20 protein-coding genes are annotated in these 23,678 nt (G+C 40.7%); 18 read left to right on the top strand and 2 right to left on the bottom strand.

Annotated features, from left to right (window positions below):
• Window positions 1-35 precede the first annotated feature (35 nt).
• Complete coding sequence (locus ACYSNU_RS04180; RefSeq protein ID WP_461735951.1) at window positions 36-221, bottom strand: hypothetical protein; 186 nt, start codon at window positions 219-221, stop codon at window positions 36-38.
• A gap of 688 nt (window positions 222-909) precedes the next feature.
• On the opposite strand from ACYSNU_RS04180, the gene ACYSNU_RS04175 reads away from it, so the two are divergent.
• From ACYSNU_RS04175 to ACYSNU_RS04110, 14 genes are all read left to right on the top strand, one after another.
• A complete protein-coding gene (locus ACYSNU_RS04175; protein ID WP_461735950.1) occupies window positions 910-2,574 on the top strand; it encodes a peptide ABC transporter substrate-binding protein in 1,665 nt (554 codons plus the stop codon).
• A 9-nt stretch (window positions 2,575-2,583) separates the two neighbouring features.
• Entirely contained in the window at window positions 2,584-3,804 is a 1,221-nt protein-coding gene (gene pepT / locus ACYSNU_RS04170; protein ID WP_461735949.1) for a peptidase T, read from the top strand.
• Window positions 3,805-4,022: 218 nt separating this feature from the next.
• Complete coding sequence (locus ACYSNU_RS04165) at window positions 4,023-4,412, top strand: hypothetical protein (RefSeq protein ID WP_461735948.1); 390 nt, start codon at window positions 4,023-4,025, stop codon at window positions 4,410-4,412.
• A 152-nt stretch (window positions 4,413-4,564) separates the two neighbouring features.
• A complete protein-coding gene (locus tag ACYSNU_RS04160) occupies window positions 4,565-5,302 on the top strand; it encodes a MurR/RpiR family transcriptional regulator (RefSeq protein WP_461735947.1) in 738 nt (245 codons plus the stop codon).
• Between the two features lie 242 nt (window positions 5,303-5,544).
• Window positions 5,545-6,861: a PTS sugar transporter subunit IIC gene (locus ACYSNU_RS04155; RefSeq protein ID WP_461735946.1), complete on the top strand. Its 1,317-nt coding sequence runs from the start codon at window positions 5,545-5,547 to the stop codon at window positions 6,859-6,861.
• A 15-nt stretch (window positions 6,862-6,876) separates the two neighbouring features.
• Window positions 6,877-8,313, top strand: coding sequence for a 6-phospho-beta-glucosidase (locus ACYSNU_RS04150; protein ID WP_461735945.1), 1,437 nt, complete (start codon window positions 6,877-6,879; stop codon window positions 8,311-8,313).
• A 994-nt stretch (window positions 8,314-9,307) separates the two neighbouring features.
• Window positions 9,308-10,246, top strand: a complete 939-nt coding sequence (locus tag ACYSNU_RS04145; protein WP_461735944.1) for an NADP-dependent oxidoreductase — start codon at window positions 9,308-9,310, stop codon at window positions 10,244-10,246.
• 155 nt (window positions 10,247-10,401) lie between these two features.
• Window positions 10,402-11,253: a DNA/RNA non-specific endonuclease gene (locus ACYSNU_RS04140; RefSeq protein ID WP_461735943.1), complete on the top strand. Its 852-nt coding sequence runs from the start codon at window positions 10,402-10,404 to the stop codon at window positions 11,251-11,253.
• Between the two features lie 387 nt (window positions 11,254-11,640).
• Window positions 11,641-12,231, top strand: coding sequence for a sigma-70 family RNA polymerase sigma factor (locus ACYSNU_RS04135; protein WP_461735942.1), 591 nt, complete (start codon window positions 11,641-11,643; stop codon window positions 12,229-12,231).
• Window positions 12,232-12,332: 101 nt separating this feature from the next.
• The gene (locus tag ACYSNU_RS04130) at window positions 12,333-12,578 is read left to right on the top strand and encodes a Veg family protein (protein ID WP_265459308.1); all 246 of its coding nucleotides are present in this window, start codon (window positions 12,333-12,335) and stop codon (window positions 12,576-12,578) included.
• A gap of 521 nt (window positions 12,579-13,099) precedes the next feature.
• Window positions 13,100-13,534 carry a GNAT family N-acetyltransferase gene (locus ACYSNU_RS04125; RefSeq protein ID WP_461735941.1) on the top strand — a complete coding sequence of 145 codons (435 nt, stop codon included), beginning with the start codon at window positions 13,100-13,102 and terminating at the stop codon, window positions 13,532-13,534.
• Between the two features lie 392 nt (window positions 13,535-13,926).
• Entirely contained in the window at window positions 13,927-14,766 is an 840-nt protein-coding gene (locus ACYSNU_RS04120) for a PRD domain-containing protein (protein WP_461735940.1), read from the top strand.
• A gap of 15 nt (window positions 14,767-14,781) precedes the next feature.
• The gene (locus tag ACYSNU_RS04115) at window positions 14,782-16,641 is read left to right on the top strand and encodes a beta-glucoside-specific PTS transporter subunit IIABC (RefSeq protein ID WP_461735939.1); all 1,860 of its coding nucleotides are present in this window, start codon (window positions 14,782-14,784) and stop codon (window positions 16,639-16,641) included.
• A 64-nt stretch (window positions 16,642-16,705) separates the two neighbouring features.
• Entirely contained in the window at window positions 16,706-18,160 is a 1,455-nt protein-coding gene (locus ACYSNU_RS04110; RefSeq protein WP_461735938.1) for a glycoside hydrolase family 1 protein, read from the top strand.
• Window positions 18,161-18,272: 112 nt separating this feature from the next.
• Here the strand turns inward: ACYSNU_RS04110 and mscL are convergent, their stop codons facing one another.
• Window positions 18,273-18,710: a large conductance mechanosensitive channel protein MscL gene (gene mscL / locus ACYSNU_RS04105; RefSeq protein WP_461735937.1), complete on the bottom strand. Its 438-nt coding sequence runs from the start codon at window positions 18,708-18,710 to the stop codon at window positions 18,273-18,275.
• A 502-nt stretch (window positions 18,711-19,212) separates the two neighbouring features.
• Between mscL and yfmF the strand changes: the two genes are divergently transcribed.
• The 4 genes from yfmF (at window position 19,213) to pgsA (ending at window position 23,660) form a co-directional block, all read left to right on the top strand.
• Window positions 19,213-20,481: an EF-P 5-aminopentanol modification-associated protein YfmF gene (gene yfmF / locus ACYSNU_RS04100; protein WP_461735936.1), complete on the top strand. Its 1,269-nt coding sequence runs from the start codon at window positions 19,213-19,215 to the stop codon at window positions 20,479-20,481.
• Entirely contained in the window at window positions 20,474-21,763 is a 1,290-nt protein-coding gene (gene yfmH, locus ACYSNU_RS04095; RefSeq protein WP_461735935.1) for an EF-P 5-aminopentanol modification-associated protein YfmH, read from the top strand. The genes yfmF and yfmH overlap by 8 nt, the downstream gene beginning before the upstream one ends.
• A 357-nt stretch (window positions 21,764-22,120) precedes the next feature.
• Window positions 22,121-23,014: a helix-turn-helix domain-containing protein gene (locus ACYSNU_RS04090; RefSeq protein ID WP_461735934.1), complete on the top strand. Its 894-nt coding sequence runs from the start codon at window positions 22,121-22,123 to the stop codon at window positions 23,012-23,014.
• A 67-nt stretch (window positions 23,015-23,081) separates the two neighbouring features.
• Window positions 23,082-23,660 (top strand): CDP-diacylglycerol--glycerol-3-phosphate 3-phosphatidyltransferase, encoded by a 579-nt coding sequence (gene pgsA / locus ACYSNU_RS04085; protein ID WP_461735933.1) that lies wholly within the window; start codon window positions 23,082-23,084, stop codon window positions 23,658-23,660.
• Window positions 23,661-23,678: the final 18 nt, after the last annotated feature.

The raw sequence follows: 23,678 nt of genomic DNA, 5'->3' as shown, positions 1-23,678 counted from the left end.
TCATTACATGCGTTGGGTTCTCAGGGATTTTTTTGCTATTTATTTTTCAAGTTTTGAAATAATTCCGCAAAATCTCGGCGTCTTAATAGAAATAATAAAAAAGCGACTACCAATAAAGCCATCCGCAATCTTGGGTCGCTGATAAAACCTAAAAAGATATTTGCCAGATAAATTAAGCAGACAATCAAGGTGATAATGTTTAACCAATTTTTTTTATTCATGGGCAGTTTCCTTCTTCTATATAGTTCAGACGCCTATGATTGTATCATAACAAGCATAGAGGACAAAAGCGCTGGCTAAAAGCAGCCATGTAAAGTCTAAAAATGAGTTTTGGTGATAGTGGGAAATGAAGTTAGTGGCGTAGAGAATTTGCGCCAGCAATTTCCACAGAATAAATCGTTTGTCTTGATTAAAATTTTTAGTGACTAGCATAGTTTTTGTTTTCCAGAGTTCAAAATGATTTCAAACTATTTCCTTATCTAATCATATGAAATATATTCAAATTCATCAAAATTATCTAAACTTTTTAAATCAGGCTCCTTCTTCTCTCAGAGAAATTAATTTCTGAAAATTAAAATAATTTCATTGACAAGGGATAATTATTAAAGTACACTCATTAAAAATTAATAAAATTCTATTGAAGGGCAGAAGTAATCTGGGAAGTAGTATAGCGAGGTCTGGTGAGGGTGAAAGTCAGCCCTACGGAAAGGATGAAGGATGGGCTTGGAAGAAAATTGTCTCAGACAGTTTCGGAAATTTTTCCGTTATCAAAAACCAATTTCATTTGGTGAGGAAAGCTTTTAAGCTTTTGAATTAAGGTGGTACCACGTCTAGTTAATACGTCCTTTCGCTACTCAACGCTAGCGAAGGGATTTTTTATTTTTATTATAGTAATCAGGGGGAAAAAGAATGAATAAGTTTTTTAAAGTAACGGGAATAATTGGCTTAACAGCACTGTTTTTGGCAGGTTGTTCTGGCGATAGTAATGCAACGAATGATTCTTCGCAGGCCGCGTCATCGTCCAGCACACAAATGGCTACAGAACAAGCTATTGATGTTAGCTTGCCGGCTCAATTATCAACATTGGACACCACTCAGACAACTGATAAAGTAACCTTCACCGTGGCCCAACAAATTTTTGAAGGTTTGTATCGTCTAGATGAAACCAGTACGCCAGTGCCTGGTTTGGCAGAATCGGTTGATATTAGCGATGACGGTTTAGTCTACACCTTCCATCTGCGGGATGATATTCATTGGAGCGATGGAACGCCGATTACTTCCAATGATTTTATGTATGCGTGGAAAAAATTAGTCACACCGGAAACGGCAGCACCAAATGCTTATTGGTTGGATAGTGTGGTGAACAGTGCGGATGCTAGACAAGGAAATGCTGATGTCGATTCAATCGGCCTAGCTGCGCCGGATGACCAAACGTTTGAAGTGACGCTAGCCAATCCACAGTCGTCATTTCTTTCAGTGATTTCGATTGCTTGGTTAGCCCCGCAAAATGAAGAGTATGTGGAAGCTTTAGGGGATGATTATGCTTCCTCCAGCGAGAATATGATTTACAGCGGACCGTTTATTTTAGAAAACTGGAGTCAAGTGTCCAATACATGGACGCTGACAAAAAATCCAGAGTATTACGATGCGGATGTAGTCCAACTGGAAACAGTCGAAGGCTCCACGATTGTTGAAGAAAATACCGGCATCAATATGTTTGATACCGGCGAGTTGGATTTAACCCGCATTAGCGGTCAATTCGTTCAACAATTCCAAGACAGCGAAGCCTTGGTCAACCAACAGGAAATTTCAAATTATTTCCTAGATTTTAATAAAACTGCTAATGAGGCCTTAGCTAATGCCCATTTGCGTAAAGCGATTGCTTTGGCGATTGATAAAGAAGGCTTAGTCAACAATGTCTTGGCCGATGGGTCCACTGCTTTAAATGGCTTGATTCCAGCCAATTTATACACCAATGAAAATACTGGCGAAGATTTCCGAGCTTACAGCGGCGAGTACAATGTACATGACCTTGATGCAGCGGCTGAAGAGTGGGAGCAGGCCACCAGTGAACTAGGCGACAGCATTTCCCTATCACTGTTAGCCAATGACTCTGATAACGGCAAACGAATTGCGGAATATATTCAAGCGCAATTGCAGGACAATTTAGAAGGATTAACGGTGACAATTGATCAGCAGCCTTCAAATAATTTAAACCAGTCCCGCAGAGACGGCAATTATGAAATGTCTTTATCTGGCTGGATTGCCGGTAGCAATGATTTGAATTCTTATTTCAACTTATACCGCAGCGGCTCATCTTATAATTATGGTGGCTATGAGAATGAAGAGTATTCAGCTTTAGTCGAACAAGCCAACACGACAGACGCCAATGACATTGATGCCATGTTTACCGACTATCAGGCAGCCGAGGAAATTTTATTAGCTGACGATGCTGCACAGGTGCCGTTGTACCAAAGTGCTGCCAATTACTTAGTTAATCCTAATCTGCAAAACGTGATTTATCATAGCTATGGCGACTACTACAATTTCCGTGAAGCATATTTAACGGAGTAAGGTGAAAATATGAGTGAGTTACTAAATGATTTTATCGAATTTGTCAAAATCAATACCCGTTCGGATGAAAGCTCCACAACCATTCCCACAACCAGTGGTCAAATTGTCTTAGCAAAATTGCTAGAAGAGCGCCTCAATGTGATGGGTTTAGAAAATGTTACTTACAACGAAGCGAACAGTTTTGTTATCGGCAAACTTGCCGGTAACAGCGAAAAACTGGCGATCGGATTTATCGCCCACGTCGACACCGCCGATTACAATGCTGAAAATAATCAGCCGCAGATTTTTGAAAATTATGACGGCCAAGATGTTTTGTTAAATGCTAAAGAGCAGCTGGTGATGGAGGTCGCTGAATTTCCCAATTTAAAAGATTATATTGGCGAAACACTGATTACCACCAATGGTTTGACCTTACTAGGCGCCGATGATAAAGCTGGCATCGCAGAAATTTTGGCTTTGCTCCGCTATTATCTAGCGCATCCGGAGATTGAAAGAGGCGACATCTGGGTGGCTTTTGGCCCCGATGAAGAAATCGGGCGCGGTGCCGATCGTTTTATTGCTGAAGATTTTCCGGTGGCCTTCGCCTACACGATTGATAGCGGCCGAGTGGGACATTTTGAATACGAAACGTTTAACGCTGCCAAAATTGAAATCACCATAGCCGGGACGAGCGTCCATCCCGGCACAGCCTATCACATGATGGTCAATGCTTTAAAATTGGCCAAAGAAATTGACAATGCTCTACCAGCCGATGAGGTACCAGAGGAAACTCGTGGCTACGAAGGATTCTATTTGCTCCATGAGTTATCAGGTACCATCAGCGAAGCCAAGCTGAGCTATATCATCAGAGACCACGATATGGACAAATTTAACGAACGAAAAGTACGGATTGAAACAATTATCGCTGCAATCAATCAACGCTTTGAACGCCCGCGGATTACGTACCATCTGTTTGACCAATATTACAATATGCGCCAAGTCATCGACCAAGCGCCGCTTTCAAAAGAACTACCGATTGCCGCCATGAGAAATCTCGGCATCAAACCAAAGATTACCCCATTTCGCGGCGGCACAGATGGTTCAAAAATTTCCATGAAGGGCATCCCCACGCCGAATATTTTTACCGGCGGCGAAAATTTCCACGGACAATACGAATTTATCACTTTGGAGGCCATGGAAAAAGCCCGGGACACGCTGATTGAGATTGTGCGGTTGGCGGTGCTGGAGTAAGAGAAATGATTTTGAGATGATAAAAGAAAAAACGGCTGAAGGGTTGTTGCAGTGCCCCCAAAGAAGTTAGATTTTTGGTCTAACTTTTGGGGGTGGTGCATATGTCCTTTAGCTGTTTTATTTTGTATGACATGAATAAGAGTTGGTGATATAATAATTTTATACTAACTAAATAGTTTGCCTTGAAGGGCTAAAGGTTAGCAAAGGAGGAGTATCTCATGTGTGAGTTGTTTGATGAGTATGTCAATTATAGTGAAGATGATTCAACGCTGTATTTTGTCTATGGCCGAACCTATTCGGAATTCGAAAATGAACCGCTGAAATTTTTTTCTGCAGCGACTCTGGCACTATCTTTTGAGCCAGCGCCAAAAGGAAAATACTTCCACGACTTTATGGTAGTCTTTAATGAGAAGAAACCAGAAGTAGCCGACCATCCAAAACTTTTGGAATTAGCCCGTTGGACCGATTATGGCAGCGTGTTGTATCGTGTCAAAACGCTTATTTCAAAGCAAGAGCTTTTTCAGGCGGTGGCAGAGGAATTTTCCTTAACTTCAGAGGATTTTCTTGTTTCTGGGACAAAACTCGATTCCCGTTTCATTGATATTTAAAAAATGTTGAGGCTTTGGCAGCTAATTTGTGCTAAGCCTTTTTATTTTCCTGTCAATCACAGGAAAATTTCTGCGCAAGTCCCCGTCAATTTTTATAAAATTCTCCATAATATGCTAAAATTAGGCTAGAAATAAGTTTAGAGGTGAAGTGGATGAGCTATTTTGAAAACCTGGATATATCAGATCTTTCCAATGTTGAACAGGAGATTTACCGATATATTGTCAACAACCCTGAAAAGATTCTCTATATGCGGGTGCGGGATATTGCAGAGAATTCCCATACGTCGGCGACCTCCGTTTTTCGGTTTATCAATAAAATTGGCTACGAATCTTTTACTGAATTCCGCTTGTCCTATAAGCAAAAATTGAAATTTGCGGAGGAACAAGAAGGAATCAATGACAATATTGACCACCATTTTCAGATACTAAAGCGGGATAATTTTAATCAGGATTTAGCTTATCAAATTGAAAAAGTCACCAATATTTTAAGACAAGCAGACATTACCTTGTGTTTTGGAATTGGTCAATCTGGTAGCATTGCGGAATATACTGCCCGGAAAATGCTGAACCAAGGTTTTAATGCGATTGGCATTAAAGATTTTATTTATCCGATTAACAGCCATTTTCACCGCAATCAAAAAAATGTATTGCTAGTATTTACTTCTTCTGGCGAAACCCAAGAAATTCTGGAACGAATTGCCAGTATTGAATTGCGGCAGGAGGTTTTTATCTGCTGCATAACTAAAAATCGTAATAGTCCAGTCGCCAAACTTTGTGATTATGTAATTGACTATACTATTCAAAATGCTCAGCGGAATGTTCTACATATTGATTTTTCTACACAGCTACCAGCCATGTTTATCGCAGAATTGTTAACTGACCACCTATAAGCTTCTTCGCCCTCTATGAAACGAGTTGTTCCGTAGAGGGATTTTTTTTATTGTTACCGTATTCGGTTCTTTAATATATGAAAAGGGTTACAACTCGTGGTTTATTATGATTAAATGCAATCAGATAATATTTTTTATTTATTTTAAACTTAAATACTGATTGGGAAGGTGGAACGTAAGATTAGTTTTAATGGAGAGGTAAGCACTTATTTTTTAGAAAATATTTTTAAGGAGCAAAAACGATGAATACTTTTATTAATGAAAAAATATTGCCACCGGTTTTAAAATTCGTTAATACGAAAGCGATTACAGCTTTGCGTAACGGGATGCTTTACACAATGCCATTTACGATTGTCGGGTCTGTCTTTTTACTATTGGCCAATTTTCCCGTGCCGGCTGTTTCTGAATTTATAACTAATCAGGGTTGGGCGGATTATTTCAATCAAGCATATGGCGCATCTTTTGCAATTATGGCGTTGTTTGCTGTAATGGGAATTGCCTACTCCTATGTGAAGACAGAAGGCTTTGAAGGACTGCCCGCTGGGATGATTGGTTTGGTTATTTTCCTTTTGACTATGCGTTCAAGCGTGACAGATGCAGAATCAGGCGTGACGATTGCCAATGTTATTGATAAAACTTGGACTGGCGGTCAAGGAATGATTAGTGCCATCTTAGTTGGTCTATTTGTTGGTTGGGGCTATTCTTGGTTCTTGAAACGCGATGTACGAATTAAATTACCTGAACAAGTTCCTGAAAATGTTGCGAACTCATTTACTGCTTTGATTCCAGCAGCAGTTTTAATTACTTTTGCGATGTTTGTTTACATTTTATTTGATGCTTTAATGGACACTACAATGGTACAATGGATTTACGATGTGATTCAAAGCCCAATGCAGGGTGTGACTGATAGTTTAGGTGGCGCATTGATGTTAGGTTTCTTGGTGCCATTCTTATGGTTCTTCGGAGTCCATGGCTCAACGATTGTCGGCGGGATTATGGGTCCAATTTTACAAGCGAACTCTTTAGAAAATACCGCAATCAAAGAATCTGGACTTGAATTAACAGTTGCTAACGGCGGTCATATTGTAACACAACAATTTTTAGATCAGTTTATGACGGTGACGGGTGCTGGTATGACAATCGGAATTGTTGTTTACATGGTATTCCTAGCACGTTCCGCACAATTTAAGCAATTAGGCCGTTTATCAATCGGCCCGGCTTTCTTTAATATTAATGAACCAATTATTTTTGCAACACCAATTGTAATGAATCCAATTATGGCTATTCCGTTTATCTTGACGCCAGTTGTTTCTGGAGTTGTCACCTATTTTGCTCTTTATACTGGACTTGTGCCGCTGTTTACGGCCGTGCAAGTACCATGGACAACCCCGCCAATTATTTCTGGTTTCTTAATCGGCGGCTGGCAAGCAGCATTACTGCAAGCTTTTGTATTAACGCTTGGTTTCTTTATCTACCTGCCATTTATCAGAAAAGTAGATTCTATGAATTATGCCCAAGAAAATGGGTTGGACGAATTAGCAGCAGTCGAACAAGGCTAGAAAGTGGTTATAAGAATGACAATTTTAAAAAAAGATTTTCTATGGGGCGGCGCAGTTGCTGCCCATCAATTGGAGGGCGGCTGGCAAGCAGGCGGCAAAGGAGTTAGTGTTGCCGATGTGATGACGGCCGGAGCCCATGGCGTTCCCCGTAAAATTACGGATGGCGTACTGCCAGGAGAAAATTATCCAAATCATGAAGCGATTGATTTTTATCATCACTACAAAGATGATGTGAAATTATTTGCCGAATTAGGCTTGAAATGTTTCCGGACTTCCATCGCTTGGACACGGATTTTTCCAAAGGGGGATGAAGCGGAACCTAATGAAGCTGGCTTGCAGTTTTATGATGATTTATTTGATGAATGCCTGAAATATGGTATTGAACCAGTGATTACCTTGTCGCATTTTGAAATGCCTTATTATTTGGTGACAGAATATGGCGGCTGGGGCAATCGTAAAGTCGTTGACTTCTTTGTAAAATTTGCCGAAACAGTTTTCACCCGTTATAAAGATAAAGTGAAATTCTGGATGACTTTTAACGAAATTAATAATCAAGCAAACTTCAATGAAGATTTTGCCCCGTTTACCAATTCTGGTTTGAAATATGAAGCCGGGGAAGACCGGGAAAAAATCATGTACCAAGCGGCCCATTACGAGCTAGTGGCTAGTGCTCAAGCGGTGGCAATCGGTCATCAGATTAATCCCGATTTTCAAATTGGATGTATGATTGCGATGGTGCCAATCTATCCGGCCTCCAGCAAGCCTGCTGATATGATGGCGGCAACGGTGGCGATGCAACGGCGCTATTGGTTCACGGATGTGCATTGTAAAGGTGCCTATCCAAGTTTTATTGAAAAATATTTTGAACGGAAAAATTTCCAATTAGACCGCACAAAAGAAGATTTTGAGTTGTTAAAAGCGGGTACAGTCGATTATATCGGTTTTAGCTATTACATGTCCTTTGCAGTTGCAGACCAAGATGGTGCGCCGGCCTTCGATTACGACGAAGCCAAAGATTTAGTTCGCAATCCGTTTGTGGAGGCCTCTGATTGGGGTTGGCAAATTGATCCGCTGGGCTTGCGTTATTCCATGAATTGGTTTAACGAACGCTACGAAAAACCATTATTTATTGTTGAAAATGGATTTGGCGCCATCGATGAAATTGATGCCATTTCTCATCGTGTAGAAGACGATTATCGAATTGATTACCTGCGGGCCCACATTGCCGCAATGAAGGATGCTGTAGAGTATGATGGTATCGATTTGATGGGTTATACGCCGTGGGGCTTTATCGATTTAGTTTCTGCTGGCACCGGTGAAATGAAAAAACGTTATGGCTTTATCTATGTTGATAAAGATAATGAGGGAAATGGCACCTTAGCCCGTAGCAAGAAAAAATCCTTCGACTGGTATCATCAAGTCATTGAAAGTAACGGCGAAGATTTAGGATAAACAATTGAAATGCTAGGTAAAAACAATCCTTTAGTCACACGGCTGAAGGATTGTTTTTTTAATTAAGTTTGTTCAAATCGCTGAATGATTGAATTTAAGGAACTTTTTCCAGTCTTTTTTGGCTAATAGGATTCAAGTTTAGACTTTTTTATAAAATCTTCTTAGAAAGGCTGAGCAGCAAACACAAAATCTTCACAATTTCCGGTTATTATGAACTCATCCCAATAAAACAAACCCAATAAAACACTTTTTCATTTTTTACTCCTAAACCCGCCAGTCCCCGCTGGCGGGTTCCCTTTTTGTCTTCAGAAAAAGAGCCTTTTCTGAAGAGCAACGGGTCGCATACAGTTCAACTAAGAGTGAAGCTGAAAATGGTATAAGAGTTGATGAAAGTTGAACTAGCATCCTAGCCCATCGGTCCCCGCCGATGGGCTCCCTTTTTGCCCTGAGAAAAAATTTTTCTCAGGTACAACGGGCCGTATGCAGTTCAACTAAGAATGAAACGGAAAATTGTATAAGAGTTGATGAAAGTTGAACTAGCATCCTAAACCCGCCAGTCCCCGCTGGCGGGTTCCCTTTTTGTCTTCAGAAAAAGAGCCTTTTCTGAAGAGCAACGGGTCGTATACAGTTCAACTAGAAGTGAAGCTGAAAATGGTATAAGAGTTGATGAAAGTTGAACTAGCATCCTAAACCCGCCAGTCCCCGCTGGCGGGTTCCCTTTTTGCCCTGAGAAAAAAATTTTTTTCTCAGATACACCGGGCCGCATACAGTTCAACTGGGAGTGAAGCTGAAAATGGTATAAGAGTTGATGAAAGTTGAACTAGCATCCTAAACCCGCCAGTCCCCGCTGGCGGGTTCTATTTTGTCTTCAAAAAGAATAAATTTCTAATAATGTTAACCAAGCTTCAGTAAAACCACATAACAACTAAAAAACTAACTTATTTGGCAAACTTTTTATTAAAGAGTAAACTTATTTTGAGGAAGGTGATTGTTTATGAAACGTTTTGCTATCAAGGATTATGGTAATCCAGAAAAAGTTTTTATCGAAATAGCTGCTGAGCCACGGGAAATGTCTCCAAAACATGTGCGGGTAACGTTACAAGCTTTTGGAATTAATCCTTATGATGTTGGTCTTCGTCAGGGAAAAATGAAAGACGCTCGACCTGTGAAATTTCCTTATGTTCTCGGCAATGATGGCGCTGGAACGGTGATTGAAGTCGGCAGTGACGTTACCAACTTCACAGTTGGAGATGAAGTAATTGTTCATGCAGTCGGTGGGACTTACGGTGAAGAAATTGTGGTTCCGGGCAACAAAGTGTATCGCAAACCTGAAAATATGAGCTGGAGCGAAGCGGCTGGGCTGCCAACGACGGGGATAACTGCTTATCATTTACTATTTAGCCTATTATCCATTACTCCTGACCAAACGATTGTTGTTTTGGGGGCATCTGGTGGTGTGGGCTCCTTATTGGTTCAATTAGCTAAGGCAAATGGCAATCGTGTGCTGGCTTCAGCTTCAAGCAAGAATGGAAATTATGTTCGCAGCTTGGGGGCAGATAGTTTTGCTGCCTATGACAAGGAAAATGTTGGTCAGATTTTTGAAAATCAAGGAGACGTCGTGATTGATGCGACTAAAGGCAGTCGGGACTACGAAGCGGGGATGGACATCGCTAAGTACGGGGCGGATTATGTCGTTTTAAATGTGCTACCGCCTGTAGAGTTTCGCAAACCAAATGTAGAATATCATCACTACGGTCCTAATCGAGATTACAGTGACCAAGAAGCTTTTGCAACGCTAGTTAAAAATTTCGACAAGGAACAACTGAAAATTAATATTGCCGAAGTATTTCCTTTTACCTTGGCGTCAGTAATTGAAGCCCATGAACGAATCGAAGGGCACCCTTCAGCTGGGAAATTGATTGTTGAGAAGTAAAGACGCAGAGTCTAATCAATCGAATTCGTTATGGTAGAATGCGATTGATTAGATTTTTTTTGCTGCACAACTGATAAACGGCTAGTTCCATTTGCAAAAAAATTTAAAATTGGTATGATTTCAAAGGAAGAATTTTTTGTGAATGAGGGACTTGGATGAGTAAAAAAAAGAATAATAATAAAAAAATTATCGCTGGTGTCGTGGTTGTTCTCGGATTGATTTTTGGCGGTAGTCAGACGCTACCTGAATTGGCGGAGAGTTGGCTGAATGGTGATGATGCCACAACTATTCTAGGTAATTTAACAGCGGGAAATAGCCAGATAAGCGACAATGGTGGCAACACTGGGAGCTTGCCTTACAATCAGGCAACCTATGATGAGCTGGCGGCTTTGGATTTTGTCAGTGGCGGTGAGGCCGTGGTGACGGTCAATGATAATCAAGCGAGTCTGAATATTGCAGATTGGCAAACGAATCACGCCGTTTATGGAAATTTAGATGAATTAAATAGAACAACATTCGTCACAGCCTATATCGATGAAACGAATTTAGGCTCTTCCGAAAATCGCGGCAGTCAGGTCTGGCAGCCAACGGGATGGCACCAGAAGGAAGTTGACGGGCAGCCGATTTATAATCGCGGCCATTTATTGGCTTATACAAGTTCATTTAATTTAGATGAGGATGGCAATTATTTAGAAGGTGCTGAAGGCAGCGAAGACAATCCAAAAAATTTGGCGACCCAAAGTGCCTATTCCAATCAGCAGGTTCAAACAAAATTCGAAGCTGAGATTCGAGAGGCTCAAAAAGTTTCCGGTAATCGGGTGCTTTATCAAATTGTCACGGTGTTTCGTGGCGATGAATTGATGCCCCGGGGATATTGGCTGCAGGCTGTAGACAGTGCGGGGACATTGGATTTCAATGTCTATGAATTCAATGTGCAGCCAAATGTGATTTTTGATTACAGCGACGGGTCTAGTAAAATTGACCGAAGTATGACGGTTGCTGAGTAAATTTCTAAAATTTTATTTTGAAAAAAATCAGTCCAAAAGGCTGTGAAATTATTCTGATTAACAGATGAAATTCTAAATCAAATTCTGGTTGTTTCTGTGGTCCAATTTGTTTGCGACCAGAGAAGACACAGGCTGAGACGATTCAGCAGGATTGAATTAGGCAGTATTTGCTAGTTTTGATTTAGGAATTTTGATTCTGTTATAACGAATGTCACAGTTTTTTTGCTGCCAGTTCGTAGCAAAATTTAGTCAAGATAGTAAAAATTGTCGTAGAGAGGCGAATTTTGTAAAAACGAATGCAAATCTGCACACAGTCCCGTTTAGCTCCCAAAAATATTTCCGAAGACCTGTTATGATAGCCTTGTAAAACTCAAAGGGGGCGACAAAATGAGTGAAGAGGAATTAGTTGAATGGTTGCGTTTGGCAAAAGCAGGTGACTCTGAAGCTTTTGGAAAACTTTTTGATCAGTACCGGCCAGTCGTTTTAAATTTGGAGCAGCAATATTATTTACGGGATTTGGATCACGATGATTGGTTACAAGAAGGGCGCATGATTTTTTTTCAAACCATTTTTCATTTTGATGACAATCGCGGAACCACCATCGGCCAGTATTTTAAAGTGGCCATGAGCAATCGCATCCGTTCCTTGCTACGAAAACAACAGGCCTATAAACGTCGAGGTCAATATGAAAGTCTGTCCCTTGATGCTGATGAGCTGCGTTATCGAATAGCCGAGCGTTATGATACGACACCGGGAGCAGAGAATTATTTAATACTGCGGGAGAAACTCAGTGGATATGAGAATTTATTTTCACCGCTGGAGGAGCAGGTGATGGGTTATTTTTTGCAGGGATTTGATTTAAAACAATTGCCAGAGCTATTAAATGTTTCGCAAAATTGTATTCGGGGCGCCTTTGATCGGGGAAAAAAGAAATTATGCCAACACTTATTAAGTGATAATGGTGAAGAAAAAATGTGAATCTTAACTTGATGAAAAAAATCAGTTGATTTTCAAAAAATCCTATGATAAACTTGAATTTTTTGTGAAAATGAGTTAGAATGGTATTCGAGGTGAATTGTATGGCAACTACTTTAGCTACGATTAAGCAAGACCTTGAATGTCGCATCGGCAGCAGAATCATGTTGGTGGCACAGACAGGGAGAAAGCGTCAAACGGAACGTAAAGGTATTTTAACAGAAACTTATCCATCCGTTTTTGTTGTCGATCTAGATCCAGAAGAAAACTCTTTTGAACGGGTGTCTTACAGCTACTCAGATGTATTGACCAGAACCGTTGAAATTGAATTTCTTGGTGAAGCAGTGTAAATAAATCAAAGGACCAGCCCTAGCGCTAGTCCTTTTTTATTTGATCTTTTTTAAGGGGGGACCTCTATCAATATTTAAATATTAGGTCAGCTGCAACTACAGCAAAAGAATTTTTTTCCAGCTTTCTTTAAAAAAATCAGGAAAAAGTTTTAGTGAAAAAAAGCAGTTTTGACGCAAAACTGACAGATTTCAGCATTGTCAGCTGCTAGCTTACCACTGAAGAAAGAATCTGAACTGTAGCAAGCTGGCTTTTAAAATATTTGCTAAGCAATTACTTTGAGAATCTCGCTTCTCTGCTAGTAACGAGCATTTGCCTATTCAAGCGGTTTGTAGGTTTTAATAAGTGCTGCAATATCACTGAGAGAGACTCCTTCAAATTTTCTTTGAAATAGTATACCATAAGGAAATACTTAACTAAGCGGCGTGGATATATTTATTTAATTAGCAAAAATTCAGCTTTAAAAAAATGGTTTTTAAACCCATAAGCTGTGAATCAAACTAAATCATTCTTAGGAGCAACCATGGAGCATAACATTAAAAATTTTTCAGAACTTAATACGTTTGAGTTTTATCAGATTGTCAAAAAGCGGATTGCTATTTTTGTGGTGGAACAGGACTGTCCTTATCAAGAGGTGGATGAGGTGGATTTGGTGGCTTTTCACAATTATTTTAGTGAAGACGGTGAGCTTATCGCCTATAATCGCATTTACGGCAAAGAGGTCATTCATATCGGTCGAGTGATTGTCAAAAAAGACTGGCGGGGGACACAGCTGGGGGTTGAATTGATGCGGGCAGCGCTAGCTTTTATTGAAGAAAATTTTCCAGGAAAACCAGTTGAAATTTCTGCTCAGGCCCATCTGCAAAATTTTTATGGCCGAGTCGGCTTTGTCACGGTTTCTGAAGAATATTTGGAGGATAATATTCCCCATGTGCAGATGCGGTTGGCCAAGGAATAATAAAGCGACAACTACTAGATAAAAACTAGTAGGACTCACTGAAAAGAAAAAAATTTGCTGATAATCTTAGAGATTTACAGTCGAGTTTTAACGAGGCAGCTGGAGTTTGTTCAATCAGTCTAGAGACTAAAGAAACGCTGCCCACAAAAAAGCTAGCTATCAAACAGCAATTGGTCTTGCAGCTAGGTGTGCAACAGAGCGATTAAAAAAAATAATAAATTAGGTTGCGCTTTCATTTTTTGTGTGGTATTCTAACGTCACAAGTAAATAGCTATTACTTTTCATTATGCGTATGTTACTGTTAGGCAGGCAAGACATAATAAAGTACAGGATTCCTAATCAGGATTGTTGTGCTTTGTTATGTCTTTTTTTATTAATTTCGGGAGGTTTCCATGTATACAGTTCAAAAGGTTTTAAATGTCAATGTGGTAATCGCTGAACAAAATAATCGTGAGGTTGTGGTATTTGGGAAGGGCGTTGGCTATAAACAAACGATTGGTACACAGCTAACGGAGGAAAGTATTTCCAAAGTATATTACCCTGTCGATGAAGATAAGATGTCTGAGTTTGTGAATTTTTTAGATCATATTCCGGAAGAGTATCTAAATTTAACTCGCCAGATTATCGACTTGGCTGAGGGAAAGTTAAGCACAACGCTTTCCGTCAATATTTATTACACCTTGACGGACCATATTTATTTCACAATCCAGCGTTTAGGCAAACAGATTCAACACAAGACCTCTATGTACTGGGAAATGAAACGTTATTACCCAGAGGAGTTTGAAGTAGGAAGTCAGGCATTGGCAGTTATTCATCAATCTCTTGGAGTGGAGCTGCCATTACAGGAGGCCGCAAATATTGCATTTCATATTGTGAATGCCAATAAAAACAGTTCGGTTAATACCAATGCCATGCAGATTACCCGTCTAGTCGATAATATTACGAAAACGCTGCGGCTCTTGATTAATCAAGCGATTAACGAAGACAGCTTGCATTACGAAAGATTTTTGATGCACGTTAAATTCTTCGCAGAGCGTTTTTTGACCGACACCATGCTGAATAATGATACCGATTTAATTTTGACAGTGCAGCGCAATTATCCCAAGGGCTTTGTACAGGCCCGCAAGATTCAAGAAATTATTGAGAATATTTACGATAAAACCATCACCGAAGAAGAGGTGGCTTATCTGGCCATTCATATCAATCGCGTGATGATGACATTAGATGAATAGAAGGGAAGTAAGAAGATGAGAACAACAAAAGAGATTACCGATCAGATTGTAGAATTAGTTGGCGGTCCGGATAATATTCGTGTCTTGGTTCACTGTGCCACCCGCCTGCGTTTTCAATTAAAGGATACCGAAAAATTTGACCGTAAAAAATTAGACGAGATGGATGAAGTGATGGGGGCTGTCCAGTCCGGTAAAGAATCTCAAGTAATTATCGGCGGCGAGGTTAGCAGATATTATACGGAAATTACCAAAAATTATCCGATTGAAGGTAACGGCGAAGTGCCAGATGATGATTCAGAAGACAATCGCAATATTTTCCGGAAAGCCTTAGATAAAATCGTAGCAATCATGGCACCGATTATCATTGCCTTGATTGGCGGCGGGATGTTCCGAGTCCTGGTGTCGATTTTCGTTGTCTTGGGGATGGACAAAGAAGGCCTCAACTATCAGATTTTAAATATGATTGGCGACAGCGTCTTTTACTTCCTGCCATTTTTAATTGCCATCAGTGCAGCCAAACAGTTTAACACCAATCAGTTTTTAGCATTAGGAATTACCGGTGTGCTGTTGCATCCAACTTTTACTAGCTTAGTCAGTTCAGGCGAAAGCTTGGCACTATTTGGCGCTCCCATTCGTTCCGCTAATTATAATGGGACCGTTATTCCAATCATCCTGATTATCTGGTTTATGAGTTATGTCGATAAGCTTGCTGAAAAATTTGTGCCGAATGTTGTAAAGACAATGTTGAAACCGCTTTTAATGTTTGCGATTACGGCTCCAGTTGCCTTAATTATTTTAGGACCTGTCGGCGCAATTGCCGGTGATGGCTTGTTCTATGTGGTGGAATTACTAAGCACTCATGTTCCTTGGTTGGTACCAACTTTAATGGGAACCTTCTGCCCGCTGTTAGTGATGGTAGGAATGCACGTTTCTTTAACACCATTGGCCTCCATCTCGCTGACCAATGTCGGTTACGAAATTGTGCAAGGTCCAGGGATGTTAGCAAGTAATATCGCCCAATCTGGTGCATCCTTCGGGACTTTCTTTAAAACAAAAGATAAAAAGATGAAACAAATTGCCTTGTCTGCTGGAATTACTGCGTTGTCGGGCATTACTGAGCCGGCTTTATACGGGGTCACTTTAAAAATGAAACGCTTATTGCCTTATGTAATGATTTCTGGGGGAATTGCTGGCTTTTACGCTGGCATGGTTGGCTTGGTCCGCTACTCCTTTGGTTCACCGGGAATCTTTACTCTACCCGTTTTTATTGGGGACAATCCAAGCAACTTTATGCACGCAGTGATTACTGCGGGGATCGCCTTTGGAACCTCCTTCTTATTGACAATTATTTTTGGTTTAGGTACCGATGAATTGGCTGTTGAAGAAGAAAAAGAAGCCGAAGCAGTCGAAAAGAAATTAGTTGGTGGCACTCAAACCCTTTCGGCAGTTGTTGCCGGTGAAATTGTTCCTTTAGCGCAGGTCGAAGACGATGTATTTTCTACAGAATTAATGGGCAAAGGGATTGCGATTGAACCTAGCGAAGGCGAATTTTTCGCACCGATTTCGGGTGAAGTGACGACCCTATTCCCATCTGGGCATGCTATTGGGATTACCGATGATAAAGGCAATGAAGTTTTGATTCACATTGGTATCGATACGGTGCGTTTAGACGGCGCCGGCTTTGAATTACAAGTGCAACAAGGGGATCAAGTAACCAGAGGGCAGCTGTTAGTCAAAGCTGATTTAGATTATCTCCACGAGGAAGGCTTTAAAACCACCACGATGGTCATTTTATTAAATAGCAAAGACCGTGACCTGAAAGTGACGGACAAAACACAGGTAGCAGTCGGTGATGAATTGGTTTTTATTAATTAAATAGACTGTTCAAAAATAGTACCTAATTATAATAGTAGAAAATAAAAAATTGTTGGAGGATCTTATGACAAAAACATTTCCAGAGAACTTTTTATGGGGCGGCGCAACGGCGGCTAATCAACTAGAGGGAGCCTATCTTGAAGATGGCAAAGGCTTAGCGACAAGTGATTTATTATTAGGGGGCAGCTACGAGACCACCCGCAAAATTACCAGAGAAGTCCAAGAAGGAGCTTTCTATCCTAGCCATCAAGCAGTTGACCATTACCATCATTTTAAAGAAGACATTGGCCTGTTTGCCGAAATGGGGTTCAAAGTCTACCGCTTTTCGATTGCGTGGTCGCGAATTTTTCCGACGGGTTTGGAGACAGAACCGAATGAAGCCGGCTTAAAATTTTACGATGACTTAATTGCGGAATTAAAAAAACACAATATTGAACCATTGGTGACGATTTCCCATTATGAGTCCCCGATTGGCTTGACGCGAGCATTTAATGCGTGGGAAAGTCGGGAGATGATTGATTGTTACCTGCGTTTTGCCGAAACGATTATGCGCCGCTATAAAGACGACGTTAAATACTGGCTGACCTTCAATGAAATTAACGTGCTGACACGGGTGATGGGGACTTATTTAACTGGTGGCATGTATGTCGGAGATTCCAACGATTTCTTAAATGTCGGCGTGGAAAATGAACAGCAGCGTTTCCAAGCGCTGCATCACCAATTTGTTGCTAGCGCCAAAGCGGTTAAATTGGCACGGGAAATTTCACCGAATTTTCAAATGGGCTGCATGATTGCCTATCGCTGTATTTATCCGTTAACTTCTCACCCGAAGGATATTGCTTATGCGCAAAATGTGACGAATATTAATAATTTTTATTGCGGTGATGTTCAAGTGAAAGGAGAATATCCATATTTTGCCAAGCGCTATTGGCAAGAACACGGAATTTCTTTGGAGATGGAGCCGGGGGATTTAGAATTATTAAAAGAGGGAACTGTTGATTTTTACACCTTCTCATATTATCAATCAACGACAGTGACAGTGGTTGACGAGTCGGCTGAAAAACAAGGAGGCAATTTGTTTAACGGGGTTAAAAATCCTTACTTGAAAGCTAATGACTGGGGCTGGGAAATTGATCCGCTCGGGCTGCGAACGACGTTGAATCAAGTGTATTCCAGATACCAAGTACCATTGATGGTGGTGGAAAATGGTTTTGGCGCCATTGATGAGGTGATTGAAGTAGACGGCGTCAGGACCGTCAACGATGATTACCGCATCAGTTATTTACACGACCATATTGAGGCGATGTATGAAGCGATTCAAGATGGTGTCGATTTAGTGGGCTATACTTCTTGGGGGCCGATTGATTTAGTCTCGGCCGGCACCGGTCAAATGAAAAAACGTTACGGCTTCATCTATGTCGATTATCACGATGACGGCAGCGGCGATTTCAGCCGCTTCAAGAAAAAATCCTTTGACTGGTATCAGGGTGTGATTGCCGACAACGGTCTACCGGAATAATTTTTGGCAATTTAAAAAGCAGACAACCGTTGATGGAATGACCTCCAAAAAGTTTAACTTTTTGGGGGTATTCTACACTGAGTCGTCTGCTTTTTTTGATAAAAATTTTTAGTTACATCTTCGGCCGCATATCTTCTTTATCCACAGAAGTTTGTTCGCTCGCTAATAAATCGCGAATTTCCTTCAAGTAGTCTTCAGCGGTTGGTACAGCTTCGACAGTTTCTTCGGGTTGTTTTTTCATGTCCCGGGCTTTATTGATGGCTTTGACAACGAAGAAAAGTACTAGTCCGGTAATTAAAAAGGTAATGATTGCGGTGACGACAGCGCCGAATTGGAATTCTTGATTCCAAAGGGTAACATTTAGACTGTTGGTCGTATCTTCAATCGAACCGCCACCGGTAATGCCATAGATGACTGCACCAATTAACGGTGTAATCACTCCGTCAACAACGTCTTTGACAATTGCGGTGAATGCCGAACCAATGACAACCCCAACGGCTAAATCAACGACATTTCCTCGTAAGATAAATTCTTTAAATTCTTTAATCACAGTAGTAACCTCCATTTATTTTTCATTATTAGTATAGCGAATGACTTCAGAGATTTGAAATATTTGGCTTAAAAAGCGGTCCGCTTGTTCAACTTTTGACAAAATCTCTCTTTTGCAAATAATCAGGAGTTTCAACAAAATTGTTGCTAAATTGAGTTTGCTTTCTAAAACATTCGCTAGTTTGCCGAAATTAGCACAAGATTTTTTTGAACCCCTCAAATTTTTCTGAAATAATTTAAAAAGTGAATGAGAAGTTTACGGGTCCTGCGCCTTAGTCATATTCCGCGGGGAAAGCTCTTTCCTGTGCTATAATGAACAACAGAAGTCATTTTAAAAGAGCCGGACTACAAGTTTGTTTAGACATGTTTGGTGAATTTTTTTAAACGTTTACCGGTAATTTTGTGACCGGCATCATCTAAAAATCATTTGCTAACTGTTAAACAACTTCAATGCCGCAGCTCTTCACGGAAACTTAAATCAGAAAATCAAAGGAGCAAAAGAGATGGTTTATACACTGCAACCAGGAGTTAATCTCCATGTGATTGAAACGCAAAAATATAAAACAGTTCGTTTTTTTATGCGCTTTACCAATCGTTTAGATAAAAAGACGATGACCAAACGGGCTTTACTGACCAGTTTAATGGAAACTAATAGTTTACATTTTCCTGATCAAACTCAATTGAGTGGAAAATTGGCGGATTTATATGGCGCCAGCTTTGGCATGAATGTCGGCCGCAAAGGGAATTTCCATTGGGTTAATTTAAGTATGAGTCTGGTTAACGGCAAATATGTGGAGGATGCTAATCTGTTAGCGGACTCTGTGGATTTTCTGCGGGAGATTTTATTTTATCCACATGTGCTTGGGGATAAGTGGGAGGAACAAACTTTCCAAATTGAAAAAGACAATCTGAAAAGCTATTTAGAAAGCTTAAAAGAAGACAAACAAACCTATGCCTCATTGTCTTTGCAGGACTTATATTTTGATGGCGATGAGAATCAAAAAACACCTAGTGTGGGAACTATTGAAGACTTGGAAAGCTTAACAGCAAAGGATTTAGCTGATTATTATCAAGTGATGATGGCAGAAGACCAAATTGATATTTTTGTAGTGGGAGATGTGACAGAAGCGGAGGTTGTGACACTGATGGAGCAGTTGCCTTTTGCTGCGAGAGATGTTCAACGACCAGAAATTTTTTACACACAACCTGTGGATAACATTGTGAAGGAACGACAAGTACAAGAGCCGGTTGTGCAAGGAAAATTGAATTTAGGCTACAGCACTGACATTTATTATGGTCAAAATGACCGTTTTGCCTTGATTGTTTTCAACGGATTATTTGGTGGCTTCCCCCATTCAAAATTATTTATGAATGTGCGGGAAAAAGAAAGCTTGGCTTATTATGCCTCCAGTAGTGTCGATACCTTTAGAGGGTTTATGAGTGTTCAGACGGGAATTGAAAGTAAAAATCGCCAGCGGGTGCTGCATTTAATTAATCAGCAGCTGGAAAGTCTGAAAAAAGGCGAAATTAGCGAGTTGGAGATGGAACAGACAAAAGCGATGCTCGTCAATCAATATCTGCTTTCTTTAGATAACTCACAGGCGGCGGTTGAAACGGATTATTTAAATTTCTGGTTGCCACAGACAGAAATATCCGATGAAGAATGGCTGCGTCAAATTGAAGATGTGACTGTCAAAGATGTGCAGCGGATAGCAGCGAAAATCAAATTGCAGGCAATTTTCTTCTTAGATGGGGTAGGTGCACATGAATAAACAATATTATCAACAAATCAACGAAACATTGTATGAAGAAACGCTGGCGAACGGCTTGAAGGTTTTCCTTTTGCCGAAAAATGATTACCACAAAATTTACGGACTGTTTACCACAAACTATGGTTCCATTGACAATGAGTTTGTGCCTTTAGGTCAAGAAGATTTTGTCCATGTACCTGACGGCATTGCCCACTTTTTAGAGCATAAAATGTTTGAAAAAGAAGACGGCGATGTCTTTCAAAAATTTGGTCAGCAGGGGGCTTCCGCCAATGCCTTTACCAGCTTCACCAAAACGAGTTATCTGTTTTCCACAACAGATAAACTGGAATTAAACCTAGGTACATTGCTGGATTTTGTGCAGGCGCCTTATTTTACCGAAGCGACTGTTGAAAAAGAAAAGGGCATCATCGGCCAAGAAATTCAGATGTATGACGATGATCCGAACTGGCGCTTGTTCTTTGGAATTTTGGGCAATTTATATCCCAATCATCCGCTGCATATCGACATTGCCGGTACGGTGGATAGTATTGCCGAAATTACGGCAGAAGATTTATATACCTGCTACCACACGTTTTATCATCCGAGTAATATGACCTTGTTTGTTGTCGGTAATTTTGAACCGGAAGCCTTGATGACATTTATCCGCAATAATCAAGACAGCAAAGAATTTGCGCCGGCCAAAGAAATTGCTCGCCATTTTCCTGAAGAGGACGGTGCTGTCATCAAAGAAGGCAAAATTCAAATGGCCGTGTCTCGACCAAAAGCGGTCATGGGCATCAAAGGTTTGGATCAGCTGCCAACTGATGGACGGGCCTTATTAAAATACCGCAATGCTGCCAATTTCTTTTTACAACTGCTTTTAGGCAACACCTCGCAAAATTATTTGCAGCTGTATAATGAAGGCCTGTTAGATGATAGCTTTGGCTATGAGTTTAACTTGGATCGGGGCTTTCATTTTCTTGATGTCAGCAGCGATACGGACCACCCAGAAGAACTATTGAACCGGGTGACGGAAATTTTTGAGAATTTCGCTACAGATGGTGAAATGACCGAAGAAAATCTTGCTTTATTGAAAAAGAAAATGCTCGGCAAATATTTCCAATCTTTAAACTCTTTGGAATATATTGCCAATCAGTTCAGTCAAAATCTTTTTGAAGGCATCACCCTCTTTGATGTGCCGAAGGTCATTCAAGAAATTACCTTGGTAGATGTGCTAGCAGTCGGTAAAGCGCTGCTTGAAAAAGGCGCAGTCAGCCGCTTTTATATTTATCCTAATGACTAGTAAGATTCCCTTGAGGAGAAGTCAGCCGCTTAAAATGATTGAGAAAAATTAAAATTCTCAATCAGAGGGCTTTTCTCTATCCTCAAGGGGATTTTTTTGTGGTATGCTTAGAGGTGATATCTGAAAAAACGCTGGTCGTCATATTTAGGCGATGAACATCGAAAGGCGTCGGATATTTTTAATTTTACCGAGATAGATTTTTGACTTAGCTGAGGATGCTATGTATAAATAAATGAACAGTGAATGGCCAAACAACCAAATACTTTGGGGCTTTTATTTTTTCCTTTAATAGCGGGTGCAAAAATCTCCTAAATTATACTAGATGATTGATTATTAAATGGAGAAGGATGAGAAAACGTGCAGCAGAGAACAGTTGGTACTAGACTACATAACGCCCGGCAGCAGCAGGGTTTAACAATAGAAGAATTACAACAGAGAACAAAAATTCAAAGACGCTATTTAATTGCTTTAGAAGATGATGATTTTGATGCCATCCCCGGCACTTTTTATGTGCGGGCTTTTATCCGCCAATATGCCGATGCCGTCGGTGAAGACGGCGATGAGTTAGTCGATATTTTTGACGGCAAAAAGGCAATAGAAGAACCGCTGCCGCCAGCTCCGGAAAAAGCCGAGCCAGAGGAAGAACTGAGCCGCAGTCGGCACCAAGAGGAAGTACCAAAAGATTTTTGGAGCTATCTACCGATGATTACTTTAGGTGTGGTGGCCTTTGCGATTATTGCGGTTGTCGCCTATTTTATGATGGAAAATTTCCAGAGCGATCGCTTAATCACGACACCTTCAAGCTCAGTGGTGGTGGATCGTTCCAGCAGTTCAACCACCGAATCCAGTTCCTCCACAGAAGAAACGACTAGCTCGACCGCCGAAAGCTCAACAACTGAGTCCAGCAGTGAAGCACCAGCAATGGAAATTGCTTTTGATAGCGAATCCGGTCGCACGGTGGCGATGACCGCCAATAATGTGACCGATCCTGCCACGATTTCCTTTACCGCAACAGGAGCTTGTTGGGTAGGGGTTCAAGTCAACGGTGAGTATGTTTATCAATACACGTTAGCAGCCGGCGACACTCAATCGACGGTCTTACCAAGCGGAACACAAGCAGCGACGATTGTTTTAGGCGCCTCTTTAAATGTTTCAATTCAATTGAATAATGAAGCCTTAAACTTTAATCCTAATAGCACTACGACGCAACGCAGAGACATTAGTTTGACTTTGAACTACTTAACAGTTTAGTTTGAAAATTTTAGCCAGCCGGCACATTTTGCGGCTAACCTGAAGAGGAAAGAGGAGCTTATCAAAAATGAATTTACCTAATAAATTAACGGTGTTGCGGATTTGCATGATTCCGCTCTTTATTGTGATTGTGACAGTCAATTGGGACTGGGGCACGGTCAATCTTGCGGGAACAAGTTTGGAGGTCACCCATCTCGTAGGTGCAATTATTTTTGCACTAGCCAGCTTAACGGACTGGCTGGATGGAAAAATTGCGCGGGCCAATAATTTAATCACCAACTTCGGCAAATTTGCTGATCCATTGGCGGATAAAATGTTAGTTATGACAGCTTTTATCATTCTAGTTGGCTTAGATAAAGCGCCAGCTTGGGTGGTGGCAATTATTGTCTGTCGTGAATTAGCAGTGACAGGTCTACGTTTATTATTAGTAGAACACGGGGAAGTTATGGCAGCAGCGTGGCCTGGTAAAATTAAAACGGCAACCCAAATGTTTGCGATTATTTTCTTATTTATCAACAATATTCCTTTCAGTGCCATCGGTTTTCCACTAGACCAAATTTTACTTTATGTCTGCTTGATTTTCACCATCTACTCAGGTGTTGACTACTTCTTGAAAAACTTGGACGTCTTCAAAGGTTCAATGTAATAAAAATAATCAGGCCCC

Source organism: Enterococcus sp. LJL120 (genome assembly GCF_054871765.1).
Note: the sequence above shows the minus strand (reverse complement) of the source record. Positions and strands in the feature narration are given on the sequence as shown.